At 67.6% G+C, this 12972-nt stretch carries 10 protein-coding genes, 1 rRNA gene and 1 pseudogene; 9 read left to right on the forward strand and 3 right to left on the reverse strand.

The features are described 5' to 3' along the window. The first annotated feature begins 237 nt into the window (after window positions 1-237). The 8 genes from NM2_RS45840 to NM2_RS45875 all read left to right on the forward strand — a co-directional run bounded on the left by NM2_RS45840 (window position 238) and on the right by NM2_RS45875 (window position 8097). Window positions 238-711 carry a C-glycoside deglycosidase beta subunit domain-containing protein gene (locus NM2_RS45840; protein ID WP_067683764.1) on the forward strand — a complete coding sequence of 158 codons (474 nt, stop codon included), beginning with the start codon at window positions 238-240 and terminating at the stop codon, window positions 709-711. Continuing rightward, window positions 708-1832, forward strand: a complete 1125-nt coding sequence (locus NM2_RS45845) for a xylose isomerase (RefSeq protein ID WP_067683767.1) — start codon at window positions 708-710, stop codon at window positions 1830-1832. Before NM2_RS45840 ends, NM2_RS45845 begins: the two co-directional genes overlap by 4 nt. Before the next feature lie 71 nt (window positions 1833-1903). Next, the gene (locus NM2_RS45850; protein WP_067683770.1) at window positions 1904-3106 is read left to right on the forward strand and encodes a lactonase family protein; all 1203 of its coding nucleotides are present in this window, start codon (window positions 1904-1906) and stop codon (window positions 3104-3106) included. Next, window positions 3103-4227: a Gfo/Idh/MocA family protein gene (locus tag NM2_RS45855; RefSeq protein WP_067683773.1), complete on the forward strand. Its 1125-nt coding sequence runs from the start codon at window positions 3103-3105 to the stop codon at window positions 4225-4227. The genes NM2_RS45850 and NM2_RS45855 overlap by 4 nt, the downstream gene beginning before the upstream one ends. 10 nt (window positions 4228-4237) lie before the next feature. After that, on the forward strand, window positions 4238-5260 hold the full coding sequence (locus NM2_RS45860; protein ID WP_067683776.1) for a sugar phosphate isomerase/epimerase family protein: 1023 nt from the start codon (window positions 4238-4240) through the stop codon (window positions 5258-5260). Next, window positions 5257-6240: a PDR/VanB family oxidoreductase gene (locus NM2_RS45865; RefSeq protein WP_169816370.1), complete on the forward strand. Its 984-nt coding sequence runs from the start codon at window positions 5257-5259 to the stop codon at window positions 6238-6240. Before NM2_RS45860 ends, NM2_RS45865 begins: the two co-directional genes overlap by 4 nt. Before the next feature lie 27 nt (window positions 6241-6267). Then, on the forward strand, window positions 6268-7350 hold the full coding sequence (locus tag NM2_RS45870; RefSeq protein ID WP_067683779.1) for a Rieske 2Fe-2S domain-containing protein: 1083 nt from the start codon (window positions 6268-6270) through the stop codon (window positions 7348-7350). Between the two features lie 96 nt (window positions 7351-7446). Next, window positions 7447-8097: a YdcF family protein gene (locus NM2_RS45875; RefSeq protein ID WP_067683782.1), complete on the forward strand. Its 651-nt coding sequence runs from the start codon at window positions 7447-7449 to the stop codon at window positions 8095-8097. A 216-nt stretch (window positions 8098-8313) separates the two neighbouring features. On the opposite strand, the gene NM2_RS45880 is transcribed toward NM2_RS45875, so the two are convergent. Continuing rightward, window positions 8314-9228 carry an HAD-IIA family hydrolase gene (locus NM2_RS45880; protein WP_067683785.1) on the reverse strand — a complete coding sequence of 305 codons (915 nt, stop codon included), beginning with the start codon at window positions 9226-9228 and terminating at the stop codon, window positions 8314-8316. Window positions 9229-9417: 189 nt separating this feature from the next. On the opposite strand from NM2_RS45880, the gene NM2_RS45885 reads away from it, so the two are divergent. After that, the gene (locus NM2_RS45885) at window positions 9418-10239 is read left to right on the forward strand and encodes an LLM class F420-dependent oxidoreductase (RefSeq protein ID WP_067683788.1); all 822 of its coding nucleotides are present in this window, start codon (window positions 9418-9420) and stop codon (window positions 10237-10239) included. Between the two features lie 691 nt (window positions 10240-10930). On the opposite strand, the pseudogene NM2_RS45890 reads toward NM2_RS45885, so the two are convergent. Then, window positions 10931-11845: pseudogene (locus NM2_RS45890) on the reverse strand (hypothetical protein); the annotation flags it as partial. A gap of 930 nt (window positions 11846-12775) precedes the next feature. Then, window positions 12776-12892 (reverse strand): 5S ribosomal RNA (gene rrf / locus NM2_RS45900). Window positions 12893-12972 lie beyond the last annotated feature (80 nt).

Here is a 12972-nt window from a genome sequence, read left to right on the forward strand (position 1 = left end):
GACACCGCCGACCTCGCCGCCTGGACCCCGGTCTGGATCGTCCCGATCATCGCCGCCGGCCTGGCCGCGATCATCTGGGCCGCGATGTTCCGCTACTCCCGCCGCGACGGGGTCGTACCCATCCAAGTCGCGTCGTGAGAATCCGCGACCCGCGATCGTACCGACGTCGCGCTGTCCGTGATCGGCGCGCGACCTGGCCACACGGCTGTGACCAGCCGTAGAAAGGACCGCCATCCGATGTTCGAGAACTTCCTCATCCGCGGCGACAGCCTGCGCAACGAGTATCACGACGGCGTAGCGACCGGCTTCACCCTCGCCGTGCGCCACGCCAACTACCGTGGGGTGTACCTGTCCCTGCACAACGGCTACTACATCGAGGTCGACGGGACCGAATATCCCACCAGCGCACAGACATTCGAGATCAACGGAAAACCGCCCCGCGATTTCCGAGAGCTCCGCAACGCCTGGCACGAGCACTGGGACTACGACGACGAGGCCATCCTGCACGTGCGCGCACCGGGCGGGCTCGCCCCCGGGGAACACACGATCCGGTTCCAGCAGTCGGTGCTGGCCGCGTACGGATACCTGCCCACCGACGAGGAATGGGTGAAGAACCCGCCCAAGCCCGGAAGCGGGGCGGGCTCGGACAAAACCCCGCAGATCATGACCTACACGCTGAGCCTGACCCAGCACTTCGAGGAGGCCCGATGACGATCCGACGCGGAGTATCGCTGTACAGCTACCAGCAGTCGCAGTTCTTCAAGGAACTCGACCTGCGTGCGCAGGTCGAGGAGGTCGGGCGGAATCTCGGCGGCGCCACCGGAATCGAGATCGTCGATGAGATGTCGCTGCGCTATCCGAACCCCGGCGAGGAGTTCACCCGCCGATGGTTCGAGTGGATGGACGAGTACGGGACCACGCCGGTCGCGATGGACGTGCAGATGGACGTGCTGCAGTTCCGCGATCACGTGATGTCGATCGAGGAGTGCGCCGACCGGCTCCGCCACGACCTGCACCTGGCCAAGTCCCTGGGGTTCACCAACGTGCGCACCCTGTCGGTGGTGCCGATCGAGGTCATCGTCTCCGCGCTTCCGCTGGCGGAATCCCTCGACATCCGGCTCGGCAAGGAGATCCACCAGCCGATGCCGCTGGAGGGACAGCAGGTCACGGAAATTCTCGACGTGATCGACCGCACCGGCACACAGCACCTGGGGATCGTGCCCGACCTGGGCATCTTCCAGTTCCGCCCCTCGGAAGTACTACTGGAATGGTTCCAGCGACGCGGCGCACAGCAGGCCGCCTGCGACGCCTCGGTCGCCCTGGCACTGGAACTGCGGGAAGGCAGCGCTCCGTTCGGCCACGTCGACATGTCCTTCCACACCGCGGGCAACCTGCGGTCGGACTTCGCTCGATTCCAGACCACCGGCACGTGCGCGGCGGAATTCGCCGATGCCTTCCACGGCGTGATCGCCTACGCCGACAAGCACGTCGAGGATCCGCGCGAGATCGACTACACCGTGGTCAGCGAGGCGCTGATGTTGTCGAACACGTCCCCGGACACGCTGCGCGAACTCGCACCCCACGTGACGCATGTGCACGGCAAGTTCAACAACATGTCCGAGGTGCCGGAGAGCCCGGGACAGTTCCAGGAGATCTCCATCGATTACCCCGCGGCTCTGAATGCCTTGCGCGAGGGCGGATTCGACGGCTTCATCAACTCCGAGTACGAAGGCCAGCGCTACTTCCAGGACCGTGGCCGCGAGGACCTCATGAGCGAGGTCGACCAGGTCCGCCGACACCAGGAGATGCTCGCAAGGCTGATCGCGGCATGAGCGGGTCAGGGCCGGAGGCGGCAGCGGAGCGTAACCACGCAGGCGCCCCACTCATGCCCCATGGTCACAGCATGACCACTCCCCCGGCACGTCTGTGCGCGTTCGTCGGTTGCTATACCGAGGGGCCAGGCGAGGGGCCCGGCGGAATCGACGTGTTCGACGTCAGCGCCGACGGGAAGCATCTCACCCACCTGAGTCACGCGGCCGAACCCGCACAGGCCGGTTACCTGGTCTACGCACCCGCGTCGTCGGTCCTGTACGCCGTGGACGAACGCAAGACCGACGGGCGCGGCCCGGTCGGGCGCCCCGCGGCGGTGCATGCGCTCGCCGTGGATCGCCACACCGCGAACCTGACGCCGCTGAACTCGCGGATCACCCCCGGACCGCGCCCGACCTACCTGTCGCTCGAAGCGTCCCGGAACATCCTGGTCAGCGCCAACCACGGCGACTTCGACCATGTCGAACGGGTCGTACCGGCCACGGACGGCGGTTGGGCCGTGGAGTACCTGTACGACGATTCCACCGTCGTGGTGTACACGCTGCGCGAGGACGACGGCGCCATCGGCGACATCAGCGACGTCGCGGTGTTCCGCAGTGGCGGCCCGGACCCGAACTCCTCGCCGCAGGCCGGTGGACACGCCCAGGCCAGCGGCCACGCGCACTGCGCGGTCATCGACCCCACGGGCCGCTTCCTGATCGTGTGCGACAAGTCCACCGACCGGATCTCGGTATTCGAACTCGGCGCCACCCTCACCGCCGTGAGCACCTACCAGCTGCCGCCGCAGACCGGTCCGCGCCACCTCGCGTTCGATCCCCGCTCGGACCGTGCCTACCTGACCGCCGAGTTCTCCTCCGAACTCATCTCACTGCGCTTCGATCCGTCCGAGGGCAGCTTCACCGTGCTGGACCGGAAACCAACCACCGCACCGGATTACGTGGGCCCCAACGAGCCCGCCGAGGTGCGCGTCCACCCCAACGGGCAGTTCGTCTACCTGAACAACCGCGGCGAGGACTCGCTCGCGTGGTTCCGCGTCGATGCGGCGGGCGGACTCACCCGCGCGGGTCACACCCCACTGAGCCGATCGATCCATCCGGGCCTGGCGGCACGCAGCTTCGCCTTCGACCCGACCGGCTCCTTCCTGCTCGTGGCCGATCGCCCCGCGGACCTGGTCCGCTCCTACGCCGTCGACGAAACCACGGGAGCCCTCGAGCATCTGGGCGACACCGCGGTCGCCGATCCGGCCTTCGTCGAATTCGCGGAGTTGAACGCATGAACTCACCCTTGCGCATCGCGCTCATCGGCACCGGGATGATCGCCGCGGTACACCTGCGTGCGGCCCGCGACGCGGGCGCCGCGGTCGTCGGCGTCCTGGCATCGCGACCCGACAAATCCCGCCAGGTCGCCGAAACATGGTGTGTGCCAACCGGATACCGCGATCTGGACGCGCTGGTGCACGACCGGCCCGACGTCGTGCACGTCTGCACGCCCAACTCCACCCACGTCCGCTACGCCCAGGCGCTGGTGGACGCCGGAATCAACGTGATCGTCGAGAAACCGATCGCGACGACGGTCGCCGACGCCGAACACCTGGCCGCATCGGTCGAGACGGCCGGAGTGGTGGCGAGCGTGCCGTACGTGTACCGCTATCACCCGCTGATCCGCGAGATCCGCGCCCGGCGCGCGGCCGGAGAATTCGGCGACGTCGCGCTCGTGCACGGGTCCTATCTGCAGGACTGGCTGTGCTCGCCCGACGCCTCCACCTGGCGGGTGGACCCGCGTCACGGCGGCGGCTCGCGGGCGTTCGGCGATATCGGCACGCACTGGTGCGATCTGGCCGAATTCGTCTCCGGCGAGGTCTTCACCGAAGTCAGTGCCGCCACGACCATCACCTATCCGACCCGTCCGGCCAGGTCCGTCGCCTCCTTCGCCGGACCGGCCGCCGCCGACGAACGGGTCGAGGTGAGCACCGAGGACACCGCCGTCGCCCTGTTCCGCACCGCACGCGGCATCACCGCCAACACCGTCATCTCCCAGGTCTCGGCCGGACGCAAGAACCGGCTCTGGCTCGAAATCGACGGAACCCGCGGCTCGGCCGTGTTCGACCAGGAGAACCCCGAAACCGCCTGGCTCGGAACCGAACACGGCACACTCACCCTGCATCGCGGCGAAGGAACCGTCGCACCGGAGCAAGCGCGACTCAACCGCACCCCGCCCGGCCACGCACAGGGCTGGACCGACGCGTTCGCCGCCTTCGTCGCCGACACCTACGCCGCCGTGCGCGGCGAACACCCCGAGGGACTGCCGACGATCCGAGACGGACTTCGCTCGGTGCACCTCATCGATGCCGTGCTCCGCAGCGCGAGCACCGGCGCCTGGGCCCGCATCGACGCCTGAAAGGAACACCATGCGCGAAAACACCCATCCGGTAACCCTTTTCACGGGCCAGTGGGCCGACCTGCCCTTCGAGGAGGTCGCACGCCTGGCCGCCGAATGGGGTTACGACGGTCTCGAGATCGCCGCGTCGGGCGACCACCTCGACCTGGAACGCGCCGACCAGGATCCCGCCTACGTCCGCTCTCGCCTGGACATCCTGGACCGGCACGGGCTGAAGGTTTTCGCGATCTCCAACCACCTCACCGGCCAAGCGGTCTGCGACGACCCCATCGACTTCCGCCACCGGGCGATCGTGCGCCCCTCCACCTGGGGTGACGGCGACCCCGAAGGGGTACGCCAACGCGCGGCCGAGGATATGAAACGCGCCGCGCGAGTGGCGCGCATGCTCGGGGTGGACGTGGTCGTCGGCTTCACCGGTTCCAAGATCTGGCCGTACGTCGCCCAGTTCCCGCCCGTCCCCGCAGAGGTCATCGAAGACGGATACGAGGACTTCGCCCGACGCTGGAACCCGATCCTGGACGTCTTCGATCGCGAAGGAGTCCGTTTCGCTCACGAGGTCCACCCCAGCGAGATCGCCTACGACTACTGGTCCAGCATCCGGGCCCTCGAGGCCGTCGAGCACCGGGAAGCCTTCGGATTCAACTGGGATCCGTCCCACATGATGTGGCAGAACATCGACCCCGTCGGATTCATCTGGGACTTCAAGGAACGCATCTACCACGTCGACTGCAAGGACACCCGGATGCGCCCGCCCAACGGCCGCGCAGGCGTCCTCGGTTCGCATCTGCCCTGGGGCGACCCGCGCCGCGGCTGGGACTTCGTCTCCACCGGACACGGCGACGTCCCCTGGGAGGACGCCTTCCGCGCCCTGCACGCCATCGGCTACACCGGCCCCATCTCGATCGAATGGGAAGACGCGGGCATGGACCGGCTGCGCGGCGCGGCCGAGGCCGTCACCTTCGTCCGCTCACTGCTGTGGGAACGCCCCGAAACGTCATTCGACTCGGCCTTCAGCAACCAGGAGCGATCGTGACCGCTGCGCTCAGTAAATATTTCGATGCCGTCGTCCTGGGCCGACGCAACCTCACCGAGCGGATCATCGAACTCGAGATCGGCGCTGCCGACGGCAGTCCGTTGCCGATGGCCGAGGCGGGCAGTCATATCGAGCTGCGCTTCGGCCCGGCCGGTGGACCCTTCCACCGCCAGTACTCGGTCGTTGGCCGACTCGGACTCGACGGAGGACCGGAACCGTTCCGGCGCATCGCTGTTCAGCGCGAGGACCGTTCCCGTGGGTCCGCCTACATCCACTCGAACTTCAGAATCGGTACCCTGCTGCGGATCTCCCGCCCGATCGGATCGTTCCGCCTGAGCCGGAACCTCCCGCATGTGCTGCTCATCGCCGCGGGCATCGGCATCACACCGATCCTGCCGATGCTGCGATCCCTGATCATCCGCGGACAGAGCTTCTCGATGCTCTACATCGGCGCGGAGAAGGCGGCCATGGCCTACGCCGACGACGTGCTCGCCCTCGGTGGCGACGCGGTGCGACTGCACGAGACCAGCCGAACCGGCAGACCCGATCTCGACGACGTCCTGGCGAGCCAGCCGCCGGGCACCCACGTCTACATCTGCGGCCCCGGCCCGATGATCGACTCCGTCCGAGCCATCGCCGAGGCCCGCCACTGGCACCCCGCACGCATCCGATACGAAGTGTTCAACGCGGCACATCGCCCCGAGGACAACGGATTTCGGGTTCGGCTCCGGTCCGGGCGATTCATCGAGGTCGGCGCCGGCACCACGATTCTGGACGCGCTCGAGACCGCGGGAGTGGACACCCTGTCGGACTGCCGACGCGGCGAATGCGGTCTGTGCCTGACCGACGTTCTGAACGCACGCGAGGGAATCGACCACCGCGACAGCTATCTCACCACCACCGAGCGCACCGCCGCCGACCAGCTCACGATCTGCTGCTCCCGCGCCCACGGCACCCACATCGATCTCGATATCGACTGAAACACGAGTAATCCGAGGAGAACTCCGATGCTGACCGACGACACCGTGTACGCCGCGATGGAACCGCATGAGCCGGGCCAGTTCGCAACGCACGCAACACCATTGGTGCGCAACTGCTGGTACGTCGCCGCCCGGCGGTCCGAGATCGGCCGCACCCCGTTCGCACGAACCTTCCTGGACACCGACGTCGTGCTCTACCGCACCGAGGCAGGACAGCCGGTGGCGATGCGCAATCGCTGCCCACACCGCTCGTTCCCCCTGGTCCGCGGAAAACTGGCCGGCGACCGGCTGATCTGCGGCTATCACGGTATGGAATTCGAACCCGACGGGGTCTGCACGCGGATGCCCGCGCTGTCGAGCACACCGTCGACCGTCACCGTCCGCACCTATCCGATCGCCGATCGCGGCCCGCTGACGTGGATCTGGATGGGCGCACCCGACCTCGCCGACGAATCACTCATCCCCGACACCTCCTGGCTGGCCGACGCGAACTGGGGAACCGTCACCGGCGACTTCCACATCGACGCGGACTACGTCTCGATGGACGAGAACCTCATCGACCAGACACATTTCCCCTTCCTGCACCCCGACACCGTCGGCACTCCCGAGTACGCGCGATCCAAACTGTCCGCCTCCACCGACAACGACCAGGTGGTGATCCGCCGCGAACTGCGCGACTCGCCGCCCCCGGGCGTCTACGGCAAACCCGCGCAGATCATGGACAAACGAGTCGACCGCACCTCCGAGGCCCGGTTCGTCTCACCCGCACTGCACGTCGCGTTCGCCGCAATCCACGACCCCGCACCCGATTCCGGCAAACCGGCGCACTACCGCTACAACATCACGCACTGCTTCACCCCCGAGACGAACACCTCGATCCACTACTGGTGGTTCAACTCCCGCGACTACCGCCCCGACGACACCTCCATCGACAGCTTCCTGCTCGATGCCCACAAACAGGCCTATCACGAGGATCTCGAAGCCCTCGAATGGATCATGCAGGTCGTGAAGAACGACGCCGATCCGCAGATCGACCTCAGCTTCGCCCCCGACAAGCCCGGGCTGATGGCACGCCGCATCATGTACCGACTCGCCATGCGAGAAGCCTGACCGCAAGCGGGTGCGCCGCTGCGAAAGGCCCGTTTTCCAGCCCCGGGCCACGTCGGGTTGAGCCGCGAGGACGCCGCTTGTTGGCACAATGGCCGCATGCGAACCAAGGTGGTGGGCGCAATCCTGGGGGGTACCGTCGCGATCGCGGCGGCGATCATCGGCGGGTCCGAGTGGATGCACTGGCGTGCCACACGCCGATATCTCGGCACGCGGCCCGATAACGGCGACGGCGCCCATGCCCTCGTGGTTCTCGGATTCCCGGCCCGCGCCGACGGCAGTACGCACCCGCTGCAACGATGGCGCTGCCGGATCGCGGCCCGCTCGATGACTCCCGGTGCGCTAGTGGTGTTCTCCGGCGGCGCGGTCAAGGGCCCATGGGTCGAAGCCGAGGTGATGGCCCGTTACGCGCACGAGCGACTCGGCATCCCGGCCGAATCCATCCGCACCGAAACCGATGCCGAAAATACTTGGCAGAACATCGAATTCACGATCCCGATGATCGAGCACGCCGACCGCATCACGATCGTCTCCTCCCCCATGCACGCCGCGCGGGCCCGCCGCTACCTCCACCTGCAACACCCCGACCTCGCCGCCCGCCTGACCCCCGCCGCCGACTACCGACCGCTCGAAGCATGGTGGTTGAAAACCCCGACCGCCGCCCACGAACTAGCCGCCATCGTCCGCCGCAGAGCGGGCCGGATGATCGTCCGCGCCCTCGGCGAACTCGACCTCCGGCGAACCGAATAACACCCACCCGCCGCAGAACCTCCGACGAACCAGGTCGCATAGTCCAGACACCGCGCTCCAGAACACATCTGTTGTGCCGCGCACTTCCACACGGGCATCGCGGGCTACCCATCAATCCAGTCGCGCGGATACTGATCGCGGTGCGGGACATACACATTCGACTTTCCCGAGCCTCGAGTCCAGCTCAGGCGGGATCAAACCGGCATCCGAGCGGCGCTATGCGATGATCGGGATGGCCCGGCCGGGGTGGCGGCTCAGACGTTCGGCCAGCTGATCCACCAAGTCTCCATTGCTGTGTCGGACCGGACCATCTTGCACCACAGCATGATTCAGGGCATCCAGGCTGTCGGACACATAGGTCGGTAGGCCATCGGCGGAGCGCGCGCCGAGGTCTGCGAGGGTGCTGACTCCGGTCAGCACGAGCAGGGATTCCAGGTTCACGCATCGCGCGCCATCGATATCGGTGTCGAGGCGATCGCCGACGACCAGCGCCGAGCGGGTGCCCGCACGGGTGAGCGCGTCCTCGACCAGCGGCGCGTAGGGCTTGCCCGCGACAATCGGCTCGGCGTCGGTGGCGGTCCGCAGCGCGGCGACCATCGCACCGTTTCCCGGGGCCAGACCTCGCTCAGTGGGCAATGTCGCATCGGTATTCGCGGCCACCCACAGCGCACCGGCCCGCACCGCATAGGCGGCCTCGGCCAGATCCGGCCAGGCGATCTGTGGCGAATACCCCTGCACGACCGCCGCGGGCACGTCGTCGCCGAACCGCCGTATCGGGCGCAATCCGACATGTGCGACTTCCGCGGCCAGATCGTCCGCGCCGACGATGAGCACGCTCGCCCCCCGCGGCAACCGATCGGCCAGCAGATGGGCCGCGGCCTGGGCACTGGTCACCACCTGGTCCGCATCGGCCAGGAACCCCAGTTCGCTCAGATGCGCGGCCACCACCGCCGCCGACCGGCTCGCGTTGTTCGTGACGAACATCAACGCCTGCGCCGAATCCGCACCCGAAAGCGCCTCGGGCGCACCGGGAATCACGGCGTTTCCCCGATACAGGGTGCCGTCCAGATCCAGCAGCAGAGCCTCGAACCGATCCCGTAACCGCGCCACGAAAGCCCGCACCACCTTCATCTCCACCGATACGCCCACGCCGGGACGTTACCCGGACCGCCCGAGCCTACTTGGTCCGCACATGCCCGGCTCGATGCACATCAGCCGCCACGCACTTCGGCAGCACCGCCCCCACGCCGCGATGCATCGGATGGGCAAACTTTCGTCGGCCATGGAATACCTGCGTCCGGTCGCTGGTTCGGCCTTCGTATGAGGATCGGAGTAAACACCTTTCTGACCGACGAGGGAATCGCCGGACCCGCCCTCGGCCGAGCGCTCGAGGAGCGGGGGTTCGAATCGCTGTTCCTCGCCGAGCATTCACATATCCCGGCGAGCCGGGAAACGGCCTATCCGGCCGGTGGCGAGCTGCCCCGGCACTACTACCGCACACTCGATCCGTTCGTCGCCTTCGGCGCCATCGCGGCCGCGACGGACCGGCTGATTCTGGGCACCGGCGTCACCCTGCTGATCCAGCGCGACGTCATCCACACCGCCAAGGAGGTGGCCAGCCTGGACCTGCTCTCCGGCGGCCGCGTCGTCTTCGGGGTCGGTGTCGGCTGGAACCGCGAGGAGATGGCCGACCACGGCACCGACCCCCGCACCCGCGGTGCGCTGCTGGACGAGCAACTCGCCGCCCTGCAAGCGATCTGGACCGAGGAAACCGCCGAATTCCACGGCAGATTCATCGATTTCGATCCGATCTACGCGTGGCCCAAACCCGTTCAACGGCCGCACCCGCCCATCTTCATCGGCGGCGGCGCGGCCGCCCGGGACCGTGCGACCCGCCTCGGCGTCGGCTGGATCCCCAACGGCGTCGACACACCTGCGGCCGTCACCGAACAACTCGCCGAATTCCGCACAACCGGCCTGCCGGTCATGATCACCCCGGCCCCGGCCGACCAGGCAGTACTGGACGCCTACGCCGAGGCAGGCGCGGAACGCGTAACCCTCAAACTCGACACAGCCCCCGAAGCCGAAACCCTCCGCGCCCTGGACCAATTGGCGACATTGATCGAGAAATACTCCGAATAGAGTTCACTACCATGGCCATTCGCTGAAACCCTGTATCCGTCACACGCGATTCATCTGTCCGCCACAGGGTTTCGGCGTATCCGGCAGATTCGACAACCCGCCCGGATCGACCGCTCTCCTACGCGCATGTGGCAAACATGTTCCGGCGCGGACGTGCGCATCACAGGTGCCGAGCGCCGAGACTCGAACCAGAACAGTCCGAAACCCGCCCGGCTGCACCTCCAGGCAAACATGTGCCGCCGTCGCGCGAATCACCTCGCCTCGTCGCTCAACGCGGCCCAGCGAGGGCACCTGCACGCACCCGCATCTCTGGGGAGACGCGGCAGGCGGTGAGTCACCTTCGCGTTAATCGCCTGGCCACGCATCGCTCGATTCGACGCAACGAGGACACTGTGCCAAGGCATCCGTACGCGCCTGCGTCCCTGAACAGAGGCATGCAGATGTGGATTTCAGCACGAATTATCGCGCTGCGGTCGCGCGGGTCAGCGCAAAGACGAAAGCGACAGCGGGAAGCATCGGAGCAGTCCAATAGTGCGTGCCGGTCGCGTACATACCGTATGGGCGGCGCAGTCTTCGGGAAATATCAGTGGTTGTCGTCGTCCGGGGGCGTCGGCGCGGGACCGGTTTCGTCGCTGTCGCGGCCCAAGCCGCCCGGGACGATCTCACCTTCGTCGAATTCGTCGTCATCGTATTCGGCAGCCAGTTCCTCCGCGCGTTCCTCGGCGTCGGTGTCGCCCTCGACATCGGCGGCCGCGGCGTTGAGGAACCATTTCAGCGCGTCGTCCGAGCGGTCGGCGGCCAGCAGTGCCTCGGCGTAGGCGTAGAACAGCCGCGCCGAGGCCGGGCCGACCCGGGCCGGGTCCAGTTCCGGCGTCTGAAGGGTCACCACGGCCTGGTCGTATTGGCCGAGATCCATGCGGGCGCCGGCGACGACGATGCGCAATTCGGTGGCCTCGTCGGCGGTCAGTCGCTGGGCCTCATCGCTGCGGCCGAGTTCGATCGCCCGCTCCGGACGGCCGAGGCCACGTTCGCAATCGGCCATCACCGCGAGCAGACCGGCACCGCCGGACATCCGCCGAGCAGTACGCAGCTCCGAGAGCGCCTCGGCCCACTCACCTGCGTGATAAGCGATGACACCGGCGGTCTCCCGCACCACCGCGATCCGTCCGGCGCGCTGACGCGCGGCACGGGCGTGTTCGAGCGCGAGTTCCGGTTCGTCCTCGATCAGACGCGCTGCCATCACCAGATGACGGGCGACGGTTTCGGCATTGCCCTTGTCGAGACTCAGCAGATCGCGCCGAACGCTCGAATCCAGATCGGTGGCCTGCACGTCATCGGGGAGCGCGGGCTCCTCCGGGCGCGGCGGACGGCGATCCACGCCGCGACCACCGGCCCCGAACTGCGCACCCTCGCCACCGCGGCGCCGGTCCGAGCCGAAATCGCGGTCCGAGCCCGACCTGCCACCGCCCTCACCACGGAAATCGGCATCGCCGCGGCGGAAACCGCCGCCCTTGCCGCGGTCACGGTCACCACCACGGGGACGATCCGAGCCGTACCGAGACTCCGACCGCCCACGATCGTCGTCGAAGGAACGGGCGGGACCCCGGCGATCGCCGCGACCGAGACCACGGTCGTAACTACCGGGACGATCGCCCTCACGCCGCGGCCCACCACCCTGACGATCGGGGCGACGCGCGTCCTCACGTCCGGGCCCGCCGCGGTACCCGCCCGCCGAACGATCCCGGTCTCGGCGATCATCACCGCGACCCGCACCGCCCGGTCGACCGGAATCACGCCGATCTCCGGCCCGACCGGACTCGCCGCGATCACTCCGGCCCTCCCGGTCCGGTCCACGCCGGAAACCACCACGGTCATCGGAATCGGATCCGCCGCGCCGGAAACCACCCTGATCACCGCGCTCCGATCCGCCGCGCCGGAAACCCCCCTGATCGCCGCGGTCAGAACCACCACGCCGGAAACCACCCTGATCACCGCGATCGGAACCACCACGCCGGAAACCACCACGGTCGCCGTGATCGGATCCCTCTCGTCGGAAACCACCACGGTCGCCGCCCTGCCGACTGTCGGAACCACCGCGACCGGGGCCGCCTGCGCGATCCCCGGAGCCACGGTTCTGCTCGTCCGGGCGATTCGATTCGGTGCGGCCGGAGTCGCCACGATCGGAACCGGAGCGTCGGAAGCCTCCACCGGATCGCCGTTCCTCACCGCGTCCGGCGTCCTCACGCCCCTCACGCGGCGGGTACGGCCGACCCTCGTCGCGCCGTTCGCCACCGGCCCCCTGACCACCGCCGTTGCGGCGGAACGGTTTGCGACCGTCGTTCTGCTCCGACACGGTGGTCCCTTTCTCCGAACTCTGCTCATACCCGGCCGCGGCGCACGCACTCACGGGTGACCTGCGGGAGCTACCCGCATGGTTCAAATTGAATCATGTACGGGTGACACCCCGATCACGCGGCACAGGGTTGCAAACGCAGAGAAGGGGACCCAAAACTGGGTCCCCTTCTCGCAAAGGATGTTCCGGCGGTGTCCTACTCTCCCACACCCTGTCGAGTGCAGTACCATCGGCGCAGGTGACCTTAGCTTCCGGGTTCGGAATGGGACCGGGCGTTTCCCCACCGCTATAGCCGCCGTAACACTATGAAACTATCCACAGAGAGCCGATCCCCTTTCACACCCCCACCAGGGGGCACTCCAGTTCTCGTCTCCCGTATC

Origin of the sequence: Nocardia miyunensis NBRC 108239 (assembly GCF_001613065.1) — a bacterium.
Classification (GTDB): Bacteria; Actinomycetota; Actinomycetes; order Mycobacteriales; family Mycobacteriaceae; genus Nocardia; species Nocardia miyunensis.